This is a genomic window from Solirhodobacter sp., from assembly GCF_964715405.1.
Map to the genome: position 1 here is coordinate 143,842 of NZ_CBAICG010000001.1, position 16,244 is coordinate 160,085.

The 16,244-nt window shown below is 66.0% G+C and carries 15 protein-coding genes; 7 read left to right on the forward strand and 8 right to left on the reverse strand.

What is annotated here, in order from left to right; genetic code table 11:
* Nucleotides 1-5 precede the first annotated feature (5 nt).
* On the forward strand, nt 6-1,208 hold the full coding sequence (locus tag AC11WY_RS00685) for a glycosyltransferase family 87 protein (protein WP_482921465.1): 1,203 nt from the start codon (nt 6-8) through the stop codon (nt 1,206-1,208).
* A 16-nt stretch (nt 1,209-1,224) separates the two neighbouring features.
* Here AC11WY_RS00685 and AC11WY_RS00690 read toward each other — a convergent pair whose 3' ends face one another.
* Complete coding sequence (locus AC11WY_RS00690; protein WP_482921467.1) at nt 1,225-2,781, reverse strand: DHA2 family efflux MFS transporter permease subunit; 1,557 nt, start codon at nt 2,779-2,781, stop codon at nt 1,225-1,227.
* Nucleotides 2,782-2,783: 2 nt separating this feature from the next.
* Nucleotides 2,784-3,932, reverse strand: a complete 1,149-nt coding sequence (locus tag AC11WY_RS00695) for an HlyD family secretion protein (protein ID WP_482921469.1) — start codon at nt 3,930-3,932, stop codon at nt 2,784-2,786.
* 127 nt (nt 3,933-4,059) lie between these two features.
* Between AC11WY_RS00695 and AC11WY_RS00700 the strand changes: the two genes are divergently transcribed.
* Complete coding sequence (locus AC11WY_RS00700) at nt 4,060-4,728, forward strand: TetR/AcrR family transcriptional regulator C-terminal domain-containing protein (RefSeq protein ID WP_482921471.1); 669 nt, start codon at nt 4,060-4,062, stop codon at nt 4,726-4,728.
* Between the two features lie 18 nt (nt 4,729-4,746).
* On the opposite strand, the gene AC11WY_RS00705 is transcribed toward AC11WY_RS00700, so the two are convergent.
* From AC11WY_RS00705 to AC11WY_RS00730, 6 genes are all read right to left on the reverse strand, one after another.
* Nucleotides 4,747-5,496 (reverse strand): ABC transporter ATP-binding protein, encoded by a 750-nt coding sequence (locus tag AC11WY_RS00705; protein WP_482921473.1) that lies wholly within the window; start codon nt 5,494-5,496, stop codon nt 4,747-4,749.
* A gap of 13 nt (nt 5,497-5,509) precedes the next feature.
* Nucleotides 5,510-6,268 carry an ABC transporter ATP-binding protein gene (locus AC11WY_RS00710; protein ID WP_482921475.1) on the reverse strand — a complete coding sequence of 253 codons (759 nt, stop codon included), beginning with the start codon at nt 6,266-6,268 and terminating at the stop codon, nt 5,510-5,512.
* A 10-nt stretch (nt 6,269-6,278) separates the two neighbouring features.
* Nucleotides 6,279-7,475, reverse strand: a complete 1,197-nt coding sequence (locus AC11WY_RS00715; protein ID WP_482921477.1) for a branched-chain amino acid ABC transporter permease — start codon at nt 7,473-7,475, stop codon at nt 6,279-6,281.
* A gap of 3 nt (nt 7,476-7,478) precedes the next feature.
* On the reverse strand, nt 7,479-8,510 hold the full coding sequence (locus tag AC11WY_RS00720; RefSeq protein WP_482921479.1) for a branched-chain amino acid ABC transporter permease: 1,032 nt from the start codon (nt 8,508-8,510) through the stop codon (nt 7,479-7,481).
* 117 nt (nt 8,511-8,627) lie between these two features.
* The gene (locus AC11WY_RS00725) at nt 8,628-9,971 is read right to left on the reverse strand and encodes a substrate-binding protein (protein ID WP_482921481.1); all 1,344 of its coding nucleotides are present in this window, start codon (nt 9,969-9,971) and stop codon (nt 8,628-8,630) included.
* Between the two features lie 373 nt (nt 9,972-10,344).
* Nucleotides 10,345-10,662, reverse strand: coding sequence for a DUF6476 family protein (locus tag AC11WY_RS00730; protein WP_482921483.1), 318 nt, complete (start codon nt 10,660-10,662; stop codon nt 10,345-10,347).
* Here AC11WY_RS00730 and AC11WY_RS00735 point away from each other — a divergent pair.
* The 5 genes from AC11WY_RS00735 (at nt 10,661) to AC11WY_RS00755 (ending at nt 16,197) form a co-directional block, all read left to right on the forward strand.
* Nucleotides 10,661-11,695, forward strand: coding sequence for an RluA family pseudouridine synthase (locus AC11WY_RS00735; RefSeq protein WP_482921485.1), 1,035 nt, complete (start codon nt 10,661-10,663; stop codon nt 11,693-11,695). The genes AC11WY_RS00730 and AC11WY_RS00735 overlap by 2 nt on opposite strands.
* Nucleotides 11,696-11,900: 205 nt before the next feature.
* Complete coding sequence (rpoH, locus tag AC11WY_RS00740) at nt 11,901-12,797, forward strand: RNA polymerase sigma factor RpoH (protein WP_482921487.1); 897 nt, start codon at nt 11,901-11,903, stop codon at nt 12,795-12,797.
* A 162-nt stretch (nt 12,798-12,959) separates the two neighbouring features.
* Nucleotides 12,960-14,159 (forward strand): hypothetical protein, encoded by a 1,200-nt coding sequence (locus AC11WY_RS00745; protein ID WP_482921489.1) that lies wholly within the window; start codon nt 12,960-12,962, stop codon nt 14,157-14,159.
* Nucleotides 14,160-14,248: 89 nt separating this feature from the next.
* Nucleotides 14,249-15,220, forward strand: coding sequence for a Gfo/Idh/MocA family protein (locus AC11WY_RS00750; RefSeq protein WP_482921491.1), 972 nt, complete (start codon nt 14,249-14,251; stop codon nt 15,218-15,220).
* Nucleotides 15,220-16,197 carry a capsular polysaccharide export protein, LipB/KpsS family gene (locus AC11WY_RS00755; protein ID WP_482921493.1) on the forward strand — a complete coding sequence of 326 codons (978 nt, stop codon included), beginning with the start codon at nt 15,220-15,222 and terminating at the stop codon, nt 16,195-16,197. Before AC11WY_RS00750 ends, AC11WY_RS00755 begins: the two co-directional genes overlap by 1 nt.
* Nucleotides 16,198-16,244 lie beyond the last annotated feature (47 nt).

Consider the following 16,244-nt stretch of genomic DNA (forward strand, 5'->3'; position numbering starts at 1 on the left):
GCCGAATGACCTATGCCAAGCTCACCTCTGCCCTGGCCGCCGCGCTGATCGGGCTGCTGGGGGTGGCGATCCTGATGCAGACGGCGGGGTATCTCGGCCTGCCGGGAGCACCGCCGCACGCGGCGTTCATCGACTTCGACGCCTTCCATCTGGCCGGGCGGATGGGCCTTCACGGCGACATGGCCGCGGCCTATGCCCCCGACCGGATGTTTGCCGCCGAAGACGCGGCGGGCGCCGCCGGGCTGCGGATGCCCTGGGCCTATCCGCCGCAATTCGACCTGATCGTCGCCGCGCTGGCGCTGCTGCCGGTGGGTATCGCCTATTTCCTGTTCACGGCCGGGGGCCTTGTGGCCTATCTGGCGGTGCTGCGGGGGCTGGCGGGCGCACGCTTTGCCGAAACCGTGATCGCGACGGCGCCCGCGCTGATCGTCACGGTCTACAGCGGGCAGAACGGGTTGCTGACCGGCACCCTGACCGGCCTGTTCGCGCTGGCGCTGCTGCGGGGGCGAGCGGTGGCGGGCCTGCCGCTGGGGCTGATGATCATCAAGCCGCATCTGGCGCTGGGGCTGGGCGTTCTGGTGCTGGCGCAGGCGCGCTGGCGGGTTCTCGCGGTCGCGGTCCTCACGGCGGTGCTGAGCGGGGGTGTCGCGACGCTGGTCTTCGGCCCCGGCATCTGGATGGATTTCGCGCACGGGGTGCAGGTCACCGGCGCGCTTTTGCAACGCGGAGCCTTTCAGTTCTTCCGGCTGATCTCGATCTACGGGGCGGCCCGCGCGCTTGGCGTCGGCGCGGAGCCGGCGCTGGCGGCGCAGGGGGCGGTGGCGCTCGCCGCGGTCGCGCTGATCGCGGGAATGGCGCGGTCTCGCCTGGGGCCGCGGGTCGCGCTGGGGGTCGCCGCGCTTGGGACGCTGGCGATCAGCCCCTATGCCTATGACTACGACCTGCCCATTCTCGGGGTGGCCGTTGCCCTGCTGCTGCCCGACCTTGCCGCCCGCCTGCGCGGCGTCGAGGCGGCGGCGCTGCTGGCGCTGACCTGGGTCGCAACGGGGTGGAGCGTCTGGTTGATCCTGCGGTTCCAGAGCGGCGAGCAGGCCGAGCGGATGGTCAGTGCCGGACAGGCGGTGGCCGCGGCGGGTCCGGCCTATGTGGCGCTGATCGCGGTGGTGGCGCTGATCCTTTGGCGGCGGCCCCCCCGCGCGCGGGGCTGACGGCGCCGCCAAACGCTCAGTGCCCGCCACCGGCCGCCGGGCCGCCGCGCGGGGCGGGCTTGCGCATCGCCAGCGCCAGCGCCGACAGCGCCACGAAAAGCAGCGTCAGCAGTTGAAACACGTCGATGAACGACAGCACGCTGGCCTGTTGCCTGACCATCCCGGCAAACTGCGCCAAAGCGCCCGCTCGCGGATCGGCGATCCCCAGCGCCGTCATGCCCTGCTCGATGCTGGACAGTTGCGCCATCACCTGCGCGTTGGCCCAGTTCACACCTTCCGACAGCCGCTGGTAATGCAGCGTGCCGCGCTGGATCAAGAGCGAGTTGATCAGCGCCAGACCGACCGCGCCGCCAAGGTTCCGCATCAGGTTGTAAAGCCCCGAGGCGCCGCGCAACCGTGCCGCGTCCAGCGTGCCGAGCGCCAGGTTGTTGATCGGCACCATGCACAGCATCAGCGACATGCCGCGCAGAACCTGCGGGATCAGCAGTTCCCAGAAATCCCACTGGTCGGTCAGGCCGGTCAGCATCCAGCACGACAGGCCGAAGCCGAGGAAGCCGACGATCAGCATGAAACGCGGATCAATCTTGGACGACAGCATCCCCGAGATCGGCGCCGTGAAGAACATCGCAAGGCCCGAGACGAACATCGTCTCGCCGATCATCAGGCTGTCATAGCCGCGGATGCCGGCAAGGTAGACCGGGTAGAGATAGGTCAGCCCGTAGAGCCCGATCCCCATCACGAAGGAGAAGACGCAGCCGATGGCAAAGTTCACGTTGCGGAAGGCGGACAGGTCCACCACCGGCAGGCTGGCCCGGAAGGCGCGCCAGAAGAAGGTGATGCAACCGGCGACGCAGAGGATCGCCATCCAGAACACCGCATTGTCGGACAGCCAATCGTGCTGCGGCCCTTCCTCCAGCACATATTCCAGCGGGCCGAGGAAGGCCGCAAGGCCGATCAGCCCCCACCAGTCGAACCGCTTCATCAGCTCGGGCTCGGGCTTGTCGAAGTCGATCAGATACCAGGCGGCGATGGCGACCAGGATGCCCGGCGGCACGTTGACCAGAAACAGCCAGTGCCAGGAATAGGTGTTGGACAGATAACCGCCGATGGTCGGCCCGATGGTGGGCGCCAGCGTCGCCACCAGCCCGATCATCGGCGAGACGATGTTCTGCTTCGATCGCGGGAAGATCGTGAAGGCCGCCGCGAAGACGCTGGGGATCATGCCGCCGCCGATGAAGCCCTGAATGGCGCGGTAGATCATCATCTGGTCGATGCTGGTCGCGGTGGAGCACAGGAAACTGGCCGCCGTGAAGCCGATCGCCGAAACGGTGAACAAGACCCGCGTGGACAGGATGCGGCCCAGGATGCCCGACAGCGGGATCATGATGACCTCGGCGATCAGGTAGGCCGTCTGCACCCAGGCGACCTCGTCCGACGAGGCGCTGAGGCCCGCCTGAATTTCCGACAGCGAGGCCGAGACGATCTGGATGTCGAGGATCGCCATGAACATGCCGAAGACCATCGCCAGGAACGCGAAGACCCGGCGCGGGGTAAGCGATCCTTCGGGCGCCATGATTACTTGCCTTCGGGCAGGGTGCGGCTGTCGACCTGAACCACGGCGCTGAGGCCCGAGCGCAGGCGACCCGAGTCCAGCAGCGCCTTGGGCAGTTCGATGCGCACCGGCACGCGCTGCACCACCTTGGTGAAGTTGCCGGTCGCGTTCTGGGCCGGCAGCAGCGAGAATTCCGACCCCGTCGCAGGCGCGACCGAGGCGACGGTGCCGGTGAAGGTCTGCCCCGGCAGCGCGTCGATGGTCACGCTGACGGATGCGCCGGGGGCGATGTCGGGCAGTTGGGTTTCCTTGAAGTTCGCCTCGACATAGATCGCGTCGGTCGGCACGATGGCGGCGATCTTCTGGCCGGGCGAGACCAGATCGCCCTCGCGCACCGCGACGTTGGCGACGGTGCCATCGACCGGCGCGCGCAGCACGGTGCGGTCAAGGTTGCGTTGCGCCTGATCGACGGCAAGGCTCAGGCTGGCCAGCGCGCTTTGCGCCTCGGCCTGCTGCGCTTGCAGCACGGTCACGTTGGCCTCGGCCGCGGTGATCGCGGCGGCGGCGCCGGTGACGGCGGCGCGGGCCTGATCGAGGGCGGCCACCGCATCGTCCACCGCCGACTGGGTGGCGACCGAGGATTGCATCAGCGCCGCCGTGCGGTCGTTCTTGGTCTGCGCGTTCTTCAGCCCGGCATCGGCCGCGACCTTCTGCGCCTCGGCCTCGGCGACGCTGGCCTTGGCGGCCTCGACCTGGGCTGCGATGCGCTTGATCGTGACGTCCTGCGTCACCACCTGGCTCTGGGCGGCTTTCAGCGCGTTCTGATAATCGCCATCATCCAGTTGCATCAGCAGATCGCCCGCCTTCAGCGGCTGGTTTTCGGTCACGGCGATCTTCTGCACATAGCCCAGCACCTTCGGCGCGATGGCGGTGATGTCGGCTTTCAGATAGGCGTCGTCGGTCGCGACCATGAAGCGGCCCACGGTCCAGTAGCCATAGCCCGCGTGGCCCGCAAAGCCGACCGCGACCAGCACGACCGCACCAAGGATCAGGCGTTTGGGCCCGCCCTTCCGGGCGACGGGCGCAACGGGGGCCTCGGCTTCCGTCCGGACGGGGAAGGGTTTCACTTCGGCGTCACGGGCCTGTTCGGCGGTCTTGTTGGCTTGTTCCATCGCGCGCATCCCATCAAATCAGACCGAACCGTTCGGTTCGAGCCATTGACTTAGCGCGCGACAACCGCCAGATCAATAGTCGTCGAACCGTTCAGTTCGATAAAATAGCACACAGGGCCCGACACGCATGAACATACTCCCTCCGGCCGACAAGGACGCCCCCTGTTCGCTGCGGCTCGCCGCCGGGCAAGACCCGGCGAAGCGCGCGCAGATCCTGGCCGGTGCCGGGCGGGTGATCAGCCGCATGGGCTACGACGCCGCCAGCGTCAGCGACATCGCGCGCGAGGCGGGGGTGTCGAAGGGCACCATCTACGTCTATTTCTCCGGCAAGGAAGACCTGTTCGAAGAACTGATGGAGGAAACGCGGGAACGGCTGTTCACCGAGCTGGAGGCCGAACTGGACCGGCCCGGCGATCTGGCCGACCGGCTGAAACGCTATGGCGCCGTGCTGGCAAGCAAGCTCTGTTCCGACCCGGTGATCCGGGCGCACCGGGTGATGATCGGCGTGACCGAGCGGATGCCGGAACTGGGCGCGCGCTTTTACGAACGCGGCGGCACCCGGGGCACCAGGCTGCTGGCAAGCTATCTGGTTGCCGAAGTGGCCGCCGGGCACCTCGACATTCCAGATGTGCCGCTGGCGGCGGCGCAGTTCTTCGAACTGTGCATGGCGGGCCTGTTCCGGCGCCGCCTGTTTGGCCACATGGCCGAACCGCCGACCGAGGCCGACATCGACCGCACGATCCGCGCGGCGGTCGAGATGTTCCTGTGCCGCTACGGCGTTCCCCGCCCGGCGTGACCTGCCCGGCGTGACGGCTCAGATCGCGAGGTATTCCGCGCGCAGTTCGTTGTTGTCCAGCACCTCGCGGGCGGTGCCGTCGAACACCACCGTGCCGGTGTCCAGAATGATCGCCCGGCTGGCCAGATTCAGCGCGCGGATGGCGTTCTGTTCCACGATCACCGTGGTGATGCCCTGCGCCTTGATGATGTTCAGCGTCTTCTCGATCTCGTCCACGATCACCGGGGCCAGCCCCTCGTAGGGCTCATCCAGCAACAGCACCTTGATGTCGCGCGCCAGCGCGCGGGCAATGGCCAGCATCTGCTGCTCGCCGCCCGACATGGTCACGCCTTCCTGTTTGCGCCGTTCGCCCAGGCGCGGGAACAGGTCGTAGATGCGTTCCAGCGACCAGCCGACCGGCGGCACGATCTGCGCCAGTTGCAGGTTTTCCTCGACCGTCAGGCCCGCGATGATGCGGCGATCCTCGGGCACCAGCGCGATGCCCGCGATGGCCGCCTGATACGAGTTCATCTTGTGCAGCGGCTTGTGGTCCAGCCAGACCTCGCCATGCGTCAGCCGCGGGTTCGCCAGCCGCGCGATGGCGCGCAGGGTCGAGGTCTTGCCCGCCCCGTTGCGGCCCAGCAAGGCGAGAATCTCGCCTTCGTGCACGTTCAGGCTGACACCCTGCACGATGTAGCTTTCGCCGTAATAGGCGTGAATATCCCAGACCGAGAGAAACGCGGGCGCGGTCTCGGCGTGGTTGGCGTTCATGTTCGGCTTCACGTTCATTCGACCATCCCCCCTAGTGTGCCGCTTCGCCCAAGTAGGCTTCCTTGACCTTCGGATGGCCCTTGATGTTCTCGGGTATGTCCTCGACCAGCGGCGAGCCCTGCGCCAGCACCGTGATCCGGTCGGCCAGCGAGAACACGACGTGCATGTCATGCTCGATGATCACCATCGTGATGTTGCTGTTGGCCTTGATCTCTTTCAGCAGGTCGATGGTGTTGTTGGTGTCGGCCCGCGCCATGCCGGCGGTGGGTTCATCCAGCAGCAGCAGCTTGGGGCTTTGCGACAGGCACATCGCCATCTCCAGCCGCCGTTTGTCGCCACGCGACAGCGCCCCCGCGTGCATGTCGCGCTTGTCCCACATGTTGACCTCGCGCAGCATGTTTTCGGCCTTGCCGAGGATGTCGGTCTCGGCCGCGATCGTCTCGAAGGCGTGCAGCCGGTAGGATCCGTCGCGCTTGGCGAAGCAGGGGATCAGCACGTTCTCGAACACCGACAGATCGGCAAAGATCTCGGGCGTCTGGAACACCCGGCTGATGCCCATCTGGTTGATCTCGTAGGGTTTGCGCCCCAGCACCGATTTGCCGTCGAACAGCACCGATCCGGTGTCGGGGATCAGCTTGCCGACCAGACAGTTCAGCAGCGTCGACTTGCCCGCCCCGTTCGGCCCGATGATGGCATGCACCGTGTTCTCGGTTACCGAGAGGTTCACATTGCCGAGCGCCTGCAACCCGCCGAAGCGCTTGTTGACGCCCTTGACTTCAAGGATACCCATCTGACGCTCCTTACTCGGCCGGGGTGGACGCGGGCGTGGGGCCCTTCGCGTCAGGCTTGCGGCGGAACAGCCGCCCGATACGCTGGCCGCCCTCGATCAGGCCGCCCGGCAGGAAGATCACCACCAGCATGAACAGCACGCCCAGCGTCAGGTTCCAGCCCTGGCCCACGAAGGGGTGCACGATGCCGACCAGCAGATTTTCCAGCCACTTCGGAAAGACCGAGAACCACGAGTGCAGCACGCTGTCGTTGATCTTCGAGAAGATGTTTTCGAAGTACTTGATGAAGCCCGCGCCCAGAACCGGCCCCAGCATGGTGCCGACGCCGCCCAGGATCACCATCAGCACGACCTCGCCCGAGGCCGACCATTGCATCCGGTCGGCGCCCGCCAGCGGGTCCATCGCCGCCATCAGCCCGCCCGCAAGGCCCGCATACATGCCCGAGATCACGAAGGCCGACAGCATGTAGGGCCTGGAGTTCAGGCCGGTGTAGTTCAGCCGGTGCTGGTTCGACTTGATCGCGCGCAGCATCATCCCGAACGGCGAGCGGAAGATGCGCAGCGCCAGATAGAACATCACGACCGACAGGATGCCGCAGACATAGTAGCCCGCGTTGAACTGGAACACCCGGCCCAGCAGGTCCATCTTGTAGGTCGCCCGCATCGAGAGGCCGAACAGGTTCACCTCGGGGACGGACCCGGAGGTGTTCACCGCATCCAGAATGCGCGGGTCGTTGATCTGCGGACCCAGGCCGTTCTCGCCGCCGGTGATCGGGGTCAGCACCGAATAGGCCATGTTGAAGCACATCTGCGCGAAGGCCAGCGTCAGGATCGAGAAGTAGATGCCCGACCGGCGCAGCGACACATAGCCGATCACCACCGCGAACAGCCCGCCCATCACCACGCTGAGGATCAGCCCCGGCAGGATGTTCATCGTCAGCAGCTTCATCATCCAGACCATCGCGTAGCTGCCCACGCCGATGAAGGCGGCATGACCGAACGACAGGTAGCCGGTCAGGCCGAACAGGATGTTGAAACCCACCGCGAAGATCGCGAAGATCGCGATCCGCTGCATCAGGTCGGGATACCCTGCGTTGAACTGCGCCAGCGCCGAGCCTTCGGGGAAGGGGTTCAGCAGGACCGGCGCCGTGAGCGTCAGCAGGGTCACGATCAGCAGGAACACGAGGTCTTTTTTTCCAAGGCCCAGCATGGCTTAGTCCTCCATCACGCCCTTGCGGCCCATCAGACCGCGCGGACGGGTCAGAAGAACGACAATGGCGACCACATAGATGATGATCTGGTCGATGCCGGGGACGATGTCCTTGATCCAGTTCATCGAGGCATAGCTTTCAAGGATGCCGAGCAGGAACCCGGCCAGCACGGCGCCCGGCAGGCTGCCCATGCCGCCCACCACGACCACCACGAAGCTGAGCACCAGGAAATCCATGCCCATGTGGTAGTTGGGCGAGTTGATCGGGGTGTACATCGCCCCCGCCACGCCCGCCACGGCGGCCGCGAGACCGAACATGATGGTGAAGCGGCGGTCGATGTTGATGCCCAGCAGGCCGACGGTTTCGCGGTCGGCCATCCCGGCCCGCACCACCATGCCGAAGGTGGTGAAGCGCAGGAAGGCGAACACGCCGCCGATCACCACCAGCGAGAACAGGAAGTAGATCATCCGCCAGTAGGGGTAGATGATCGCGTTCGGCGGAAAGCCCATCATGGTGCCGAAGTCGATCGAGCCCGCAAATTCGACCGGCGCCGGGGTCGGGATCGGGTTCGCGCCGAAGAAGTACTTGATCACCTCCTGCAGCACGATCGCCAGCCCGAAGGTCACCAGGATCTGGTCGGCATGCGGGCGCTTGTAGAAGTGCTTGATCAACCCGCGTTCCATGATGAAGCCGATCGCCACCATCACCGGGATCGCCAGCAGGATCGACAGCGGCACCGACCAGTTCATCAGGAATGCGCCGACCCCCTTGCCGAACCAGACATCGACATAGGGCAGTTCCACCTTCAGCGGGTTGCCCAGGAAGTCCTTCTTGGACGGGTCGAGGATGGTTTCCGACAGGCCGAGGATGCGTTGCAGCGTCACGGCGCAGAAGGCGCCCAGCATGAACAGCGTGCCATGCGCGAAGTTCACCACCCCGAGGGTGCCGAAGATGAGCGTCAGTCCAAGGGCGATCAGCGCATAGGCGCTGCCCTTGTCGAGCCCGTTCAAGGTTTGCAGGATCAGTGCGTCCATCGTTCCCACCAAGGTGCAACAGATTGCTCCGCCGACGGGCGGATGCGCAATGCGGTCGAGTTATGAAAGAGCGGCCGCCCGCGCAGGGCGCGCGGCCGCGGTATCAGCCGGGGCCGGTCAGGCGCCCGGGTTGCACTGGCCCAGATCGCCGCCCGCGAACATCTTGTTGTCGGGCGCGTAGGTGACCTGATCCACCGGCGTCACCTGAACGATATCGAGCGTGTCGAACTCGTTGTCGGGCTTCTCCTTGCCCTTCACGACCAGGCAGTCCTTGAAGCACTGGTGGTCGTCGGCACGGTAGAGCGTCGGCCCGTTGCCCATGCCGTCGAACTTGAAGCCTTCCAGCGCTTCGACCACCGCGCAGGGGTTGAAGCTCTTGGCCCGCGCCACGGCGTCGGCGTAAAGCAGCGCCTGGACATAGCAGGTCTGCGCGGCCTGGCTGGGCGGCATTCCGTATTCGGTGCCGTAGGACTTCACGAAGGCCTGGGTGCCCGCGTCGGGCAGTTTCCAGTTCCAGTTCGACGAGCCCGGAATGCCTTTGATGTTGGCCCCGGCGCCCTTCGCCATCAGCTCCGAGATCAGCGGCACCACGATCTGGAACTGCTTGCCGTTCACCATCTTGTCCTTCAGCCCGAACTGCACGGCCTGGGTCAGCGAGTTGACCATGTTGTTGCCGTAGTGGTTCAGGATCAGCACGTCGGCGCCCGAGTTCAGCACCGGCGCGAGGTAGGCCGAAAAGTCGGTCGCGGCCAGCGGGGTCAGCACGTTGGCCACCGTCTTCCAGCCGATCGCTTCGGTCGCGGCCTGCATCGAGGCCTGCTGGGTCCAGCCCCAGGTGTAGTCGGCGGTCAGGTGATAGGCCGCGCGGTCGGCGCCGTATTCCTGCTTCAGCACCGGCCCGAGGGCCGCGGCCGACATGTAGGCGTTGAAGAAGTGGCGAAAGCCGTTGCGCTTGCGGTCCTTGCCGGTGGTGTCGTTGGAATGCGACAGGCCCACCATGTAGATCAGGCCCGCTTCCTGGCACAGCGCCTGCAACGCGATGCCTTCGGCCGAGGACGAGCAGCCCGAGATCATCACCGCGCCGTCTTTCTCGATCATCGACTTGGCCAGCGCCCGCGCGGCGTCCGGCTTGGTCTGGGTGTCGCCCGATACGAAGGCGACCTTCTTGCCCAGAATGCCGGCGCCGGTCAGCGCCTTGGACGAGAACGTCTGCAGCAGACCGCCGTCGCCCTGGCCGTTCAGGTGCTTGACCGCAAGCTGGAACGCGCGCAGTTCGTCGGCGCCTTCATCGGCATAGGGGCCGGTCTGCGGCACGGTGAAGCCGAAGGTGACGGTGTCGGCCTTCGGCTCGTTGGTAAAGGCCGAGGCCCGCGACGTGAAGATCGTCGGCAGGGCCAGTCCGGCCCCCGCGACAGCGCCGGTTTTCAGAAGTCCACGTCGAGTGAGACCTGATTTGATCATTTGATTCCTCCCTGGAAGATGTTGCGGCACCCGCCTCCTCAGCACGCGCCACAGTCCGGTGAAAGACACGGCGGATCATGCGTGGATTTCGAAAACTTCGCAACAACTCATTATAAGAAAACAAAAATCCTGTAAATCCATCAACACCTAATTGCTCACGTTAGTAAACTAATTTTCTTGCGCGCGCAGAAAGCCCTTGAAGTTGCGGCATTTTCGGGGCGGACGAATGGCCGTGCGCCGAGCCGTCGATCTGCCTGCGGAACGGTCCGGCGCGGGGTCGGGCCGCAGGCTGCGTGACGCAAGGTCACGCCGGGCGCGGGCGGGTGGAGAATCACCCCGCCGCGGGCCGTGGCATTCAAGCTCGGAACGCCCGTCAGTCGGTCAACGCATAGCTGTGCTTCAACGCCCCGGTGCGGCTGTCGAAGATCAGGATCTTGCCGCTGTCGGTGACGATCGCGGTCCAGCCCTTGCCCATCGTCACCGCCGAGGGCGTTTCACCCGCGGGCAGCGTGATCCTGGCGGGAATGGCCGGGATTTCGTCATTGTCGGACGGGAAGCGGATGACAAACACCGCCACGATGGTTATGAGCCCGGCAATCATCGTGACGGTCAAGGCCGTCACGAGCCATTTCAGAAACCGCACGGTGGGGTCCAGCCGGATCTGGTCCTGCTTTGCCGGAGCGTCCTGCATGTCGCCACCTCCCGAATCCCGTCTCGAGCTGCGGATCGGCACCGCCCCGCCCGACCGCCTTGATAAGGCGCTGGCCCGCGATGTGCCAGACGCCGCGGCCCTTTCCCGCTCGCGCCTCGCGAAGTTGATCGCCGAGGGCGCGGTGTCGCTGAACGGCACGGTGGTGACCGATGCCCGCGCCCGCGTGGCCGAGGGTGATGCCATCGCCATCACGCTGGCCTCGGCCGGCGAGGTCGCGGCGGAACCCGAGGCGATCCCGCTGATCGTGGTCTACGAGGACGACGACCTGATCGTGATCGACAAGCACGCGGGCATGGTCGTGCACCCGGCGCCGGGGCAGTGGACCGGCACACTGGTCAACGCGCTCTTGCATCATTGCGGCGACACCCTCTCGGGGATCGGTGGCGAAAAGCGCCCCGGCATCGTGCACCGCATCGACAAGGAAACCTCGGGCCTGCTGGTCGCGGCCAAGTCCGACCGCGCCCATCACGGCCTTGCCGCGCAGTTCGAGGCGCATACCGTCGATCGCCACTACCTTGCGCTGGTGCACGGCGTCCCCGATGCCGCCGATCCCCGGCTGCGCGGGTTGCGCGGCATCGGTTTCGAGGCGGGCGGCATCCTGCGCATCGCCACCCACATTGCCCGCCACAAGACCGACCGCCAGCGGCAGGCGGTGCTGTTCGACAGCGGCCGCCATGCGGTGACGCGGGCGCGGGTGGCCGAACGCTTCGGCACGCCGCCCGCCGTCGCGCTGCTGGACTGCTGGCTGGAAACCGGGCGCACCCATCAGATCCGGGTGCATCTGGCCTATGCCGGGCACGGTCTTCTGGGCGATCCGACCTATGGTGGCCACCGCCGCCTGTCGGTCAAGGCGGTGGGCGAGGCGGGCGTTGCCGCCGCCGACGCCTTCCCGCGCCAGGCGCTGCATGCCGCGACGCTGGGATTCGATCACCCGGTCACCGGCGAAGCCCTGTCCTTCGCCGCGCCACTGCCGGACGACATGGCGGCCTTGCTGGCTGCCCTGCGGCGCTGAAGGGGCGGATTTTCGCTCCGACACTGACACAGGTTCGCACATGGGCGTGAAACTCCTGCCATGCAGATGGTGTGGCGACGGAACCTGCTTCATCATCCGTTGACGTCTTGTGGTTAGTCAGAAGCATCTTGAACGGCATCCGGCGAATACCTAACTCAAAGCGTTCCTTGCCCGGCAACGGGGCCGAGGAACAAGGGGGTCATGAATGAGCACCTATGCAAATCTGCCGGCGCCGTCGCCCGAACAGGGGCTGAATCGGTATCTGCAGGAAATCCGCAAGTTTCCGATGCTGGAACCGGAAGTGGAATACATGCTGGCCAAGCGCTGGGTCGACCATCAGGACGCGGAAGCCGCGCACAAGATGGTCACCAGTCACCTGAGACTGGCCGCCAAGATCGCGATGGGCTACCGCGGCTATGGCCTGCCGCAGGCCGAGGTGATTTCCGAAGCCAACGTCGGGCTGATGCAGGCGGTCAAGCGGTTCGACCCGGAAAAGGGCTTCCGGCTTGCCACCTATGCGATGTGGTGGATCCGCGCCTCGATCCAGGAATACATCCTGCGCTCGTGGAGCCTGGTGAAGCTTGGCACCACCAGCGCCCAGAAGAAGCTGTTCTTCAACCTGCGCAAGGCCAAGGCCAAGCTTGGCGCGCTGGAAGAGGGTGATCTGCGCCCCGAGAACGTCACCCGGATCGCGCATGACCTGAACGTGTCGGAGTCCGAGGTGGTGGCGATGAACCGCCGCCTGTCGGGCGGCGATGCCTCGCTGAACGCGATCGTCGGATCGGACGGCGACAGCGCGACCCAGTGGCAGGACTGGCTGGAGGACGAAAGCGCCGACCAAGCGGGCGATTACGCCGAGCGCGATGAACTGCAAGCGCGGCACGAGCTGCTGATGCGCGCGATGGACGTGCTGAACGAACGCGAGCGCGACATCCTCAACCAGCGCCGTCTGCAGGACCAGCCGGTGACGCTGGAGGAACTGTCCGACCGCTTCGGCGTCAGCCGCGAGCGCATCCGCCAGATCGAGGTGCGCGCCTTCGAGAAGCTGCAAACCCGGATGCGCCAGTTGGCCGAAGAAAAGGGCATGCTGGAACACGCGTGACGATTGCGGAGGACCGACCCGAGGGGCCGCCGAGAGGCGGCCCTTTTCGTTCCGGCGGGGGCGCGGGATCTGCCCCGCGGACGAGGCGTCAAGGCATCCGGGCGCTCACACCCGCAGGAATCCGTGCTAGACTCGTCCAACCGCTTGGACATGGAGGCGCGGATGCAATCAGTCGCCGATACGGACCGTCTGGTGACCGACGGAATCATCACGCGCGCACAGGCCAACGTGATCGAGGCGCGCGCGCGTGAAACGATGGTCATGCTTGCCATCAACACCCTGCTGTGCAGCGGCATCCTTGCGGCGACGGTGGGGGTGATCGTCTGGCTGCAAAGTCCGCTGGGAACGGCCGTCGTCGGAACGCTCGCGCTGGCTGTCGGCGCCCTGATCCTGACCCGTGGCGGCGCGCTTTACCACATGTTCGGCAATGCGGCGGCCCTGATCGGGGCCGGCATGATGATCGGCGGAGCGGTGATCAAGCTGATCGTGGACAACCCGGGCATCGCCGGAAACACCATGGTCGCCAGCGGGGCCGTGATCGCCCTGATCGCCGGGCTGGCGATGAAGCGTCTTGGCGCCGTCTCCGGTTTCGTGTCCGGCTCGATCCTCCTGATGGGGGTTGCCGTGCACCTTGGTGGGTTGGCGTTCATTTTCCTTCAGAACGGCACCGCTGGCATGACGTTGAGCCTCCTGTGGCTCTATGCGGCGGTGCTGATCGCTGCGGCGGGGTGGTTTACCGATGTCCGGCTGGTGACGGCGCTTGCCATCGTGCCCTTCGCACAGGTGCTTGACACGTCGAGCGAATATTCCCATGCGGCCTATGTATTCTATTCGCCCGAGCCGACGCTTTCGATCCTGCAGATGTCCCTCTTGATCGCCGCCTGCCTCTGGCTGGCGCGGCGGGTCGTGGAACGTTCGGCGCGTCATGCGATGGTGCTGGCCGTGCTGGCCTTCATCGTGGCCAATCTCTGCGCGCTGGTGGGTTCGCTCTGGGGGGATGTCGTCGGCAATACCCTGTGGGGGCCGTCGGTCGGCGCTGATAGCGACTATGACGCCTATCAAAAGGCGCTGGATGCTTTCCGGCAATCGACCCTCGTGATCTCTCCGAATCTTTACGCGGTGCTCTGGGCGATCGCGCTTGCCGCCATGATCCTTGGGGCGGCCGTCCGCAATCAGCGCGGATTGTTCAACGCCGCCCTGACCTTCGCGGCGATCCATGCCTATACGCAGTTCTTCGAAAGCTTCTGGGATCAGCCGCTGGCCTATGTGATCGGCGGCCTGACCGCGATCCCGCTGGCCTGGGGCATGTGGCGGCTCAATCACTGGCTCGTGGCCCGGACGAAACCCGCGACGCCGATCTGAGCCCCGGCGAATTCGCGCGGGGCCCTGCGCGCCCCGTTCACTTCCGCGCCGATCCGCACTACCCTCCGGCCGAACCGAAGGAGGATACCATGCCGAACACCGTCCGCTGGGGCATCCTGAGCGCCGCCAAGATCGCCCGCGAATGGGTGGCGCCCGCCATCCACAACTCCGCTCGCGGCACCATCGCCGCCATCGCCAGCCGCACCCCCGGCAAGGCCGAAGCCTTGGCCGACCGCTATGGGAAGGTGCGCATTCACCACGACTACGAGGCGCTGCTTGCCGATCCGGGGATCGACGCCGTCTACATTCCGCTGCCCAACGGCGCCCATGCGGAGTGGACGGAAAAGGCCCTGCGCGCGGGCAAGCATGTGTTGTGCGAAAAGCCGATCGCCTTGAAGGCCGAGGAAATCGACCACCTGATCGCGGTGCGCGAAGCCACCGGGCGCTTTGCCGCCGAGGCGTTCATGGTCACCCATCACCCGCAATGGCACCGGGTGCGCGAGCTGATCTCGCAGGGCGCCATCGGCAATCTGCGCCATGTGCAGGGCGGCTTCACCTTCTTCAACGACGATCCCGACAACATCCGCAACGATGCCGATCAGGCCGGCGGCGCGCTGCGCGACATCGGCGTCTACCCGTCCGTCACCACCCGTTTCGTGACGATGCAGGAACCCACCGCAATCCGCTCACAGATCGAATGGGATCGCGGCATCGACTCGACCGCCCGCGTCTGGGCCGAGTTTCCCGGCTTCACGATGGATTTCTACGTCTCGATGCGGATGCACGGCTACCAGCAGATGCATTTCCACGGCGATGCGGGCTGGATCAAGGTTCTGTCGCCGTTCAACGCCAAGCTTTACGGCGACGACGCGCTGGAAATCCGTGACCGCACCGGCGTCATCAAGACCGAGCGTTTTCCGCTGGTTGACCATTACGTGGTGCAGATCGACGCCTTCAACGCGACCGTGCTGGAGGACGCGCCCTATGTCTGCCCGCTGGAATTCTCGCGCGGCAACCAGCGCATGATCGACATGATCTACGCAGGCGCATCCGGCGCCTGATGGCGCAGCCCGCACATCTGATCCTGCATCTCCCGGCCGCATCCCTGCGCGCCGGGGGCGAACCGCCGAGCCCGATCTACCGCCGCCTCGCCGCGGCATTTGAAGCGCGCGGCGGCTTCGTCGAGATGGTGCCGCTCGATCGCCTGACCCTCGCGGCCGAGGTTGCGGCGGATGCGCATTTCCACATCGTCAACCACGGCGACCTGCGCCACCCGCGGGTGCTGAACGCGGGCCTCGCCTATGTCTACCCGTTCTGGCACCTCGACCCGCAGGGGTTCCGCGCGACCGCGTCGATCGGAGCGATGCCGTTCCACCCCGACCAGATCGACGGGTCGGCCGCGCAGGCGTTTTTTGCACGCCTGCGCAAGCGGCTGCTGGGCAATCGCATTTCCCGCTATGCCCAACCGCGCGAAAAGAATGACTTTCCCGCGGGTTGCATCGCCGTCTTCCTGCAATCCGAGGCACATCGCGGGCTGCGCGAGACTTGCTATCTGAGCCATGAGGTGATGCTGGCGGCCCTGCTGGCGCGGCCCGATCCGCGCCCGATCGTGATCAAACCCCACCCGCTGGAGCCCGACGGCAAGGGCCGTGCCACCGCCGAGGCGCTGGCGGCGCGCGACGGCCGCGTGATCGTGACCGACGCCAATCTGCACGACATTCTCGACCGGGCGGCCGTGACAGTGACGATCAACTCCGCCGTCGGGCTGGAAAGCATGCTGCACCGGGTGCCGGTGGTCCTGTGCGGGCAGGCGGATTTTCACCATTGCGCCGTCACGGCGCGCGCGCCCGACCGCCTCGACGCCGCCATTGCCGCGGCACAGGCCACGGCCTGGCCCTTTGCGCGCTACCTGTATTGGTACTTCGGGCTGAACTGCCTCAATGCGGGCAAGCCCGACCTGCTGGAGGATGTTCTGGCGCGGATCGCCGCAACCGGGTTTGATCCGGCCGGTTTCGGGCTGATGCCCTCCGAAACCTGAGCAGGATCAATGTGACGGCGCCGGAATCGGTGCAGACTCACCCACAA

Bases quoted from the DNA above. Each gene is read 5' to 3' on its own strand.
- AC11WY_RS00685 (WP_482921465.1), top strand. From the start codon at position 6: ATGACCTATGCCAAGCTCACCTCTGCCCTGGCCGCCGCGCTGATCGGG.
- AC11WY_RS00705 (WP_482921473.1), bottom strand. From the start codon at position 5,496: ATGAACGTGAAGCCGAACATGAACGCCAACCACGCCGAGACCGCGCCC.
- AC11WY_RS00710 (WP_482921475.1), bottom strand. From the start codon at position 6,268: ATGGGTATCCTTGAAGTCAAGGGCGTCAACAAGCGCTTCGGCGGGTTG.
- AC11WY_RS00725 (WP_482921481.1), bottom strand. From the start codon at position 9,971: ATGATCAAATCAGGTCTCACTCGACGTGGACTTCTGAAAACCGGCGCT.
- AC11WY_RS00715 (WP_482921477.1), bottom strand. From the start codon at position 7,475: ATGCTGGGCCTTGGAAAAAAAGACCTCGTGTTCCTGCTGATCGTGACC.
- AC11WY_RS00695 (WP_482921469.1), bottom strand. From the start codon at position 3,932: ATGGAACAAGCCAACAAGACCGCCGAACAGGCCCGTGACGCCGAAGTG.
- AC11WY_RS00690 (WP_482921467.1), bottom strand. From the start codon at position 2,781: ATGGCGCCCGAAGGATCGCTTACCCCGCGCCGGGTCTTCGCGTTCCTG.
- AC11WY_RS00750 (WP_482921491.1), top strand. From the start codon at position 14,249: ATGCCGAACACCGTCCGCTGGGGCATCCTGAGCGCCGCCAAGATCGCC.
- AC11WY_RS00730 (WP_482921483.1), bottom strand. From the start codon at position 10,662: ATGCAGGACGCTCCGGCAAAGCAGGACCAGATCCGGCTGGACCCCACC.
- AC11WY_RS00755 (WP_482921493.1), top strand. From the start codon at position 15,220: ATGGCGCAGCCCGCACATCTGATCCTGCATCTCCCGGCCGCATCCCTG.
- AC11WY_RS00700 (WP_482921471.1), top strand. From the start codon at position 4,060: ATGAACATACTCCCTCCGGCCGACAAGGACGCCCCCTGTTCGCTGCGG.
- rpoH (WP_482921487.1), top strand. From the start codon at position 11,901: ATGAGCACCTATGCAAATCTGCCGGCGCCGTCGCCCGAACAGGGGCTG.
- AC11WY_RS00735 (WP_482921485.1), top strand. From the start codon at position 10,661: ATGTCGCCACCTCCCGAATCCCGTCTCGAGCTGCGGATCGGCACCGCC.
- AC11WY_RS00745 (WP_482921489.1), top strand. From the start codon at position 12,960: ATGCAATCAGTCGCCGATACGGACCGTCTGGTGACCGACGGAATCATC.
- AC11WY_RS00720 (WP_482921479.1), bottom strand. From the start codon at position 8,510: ATGGACGCACTGATCCTGCAAACCTTGAACGGGCTCGACAAGGGCAGC.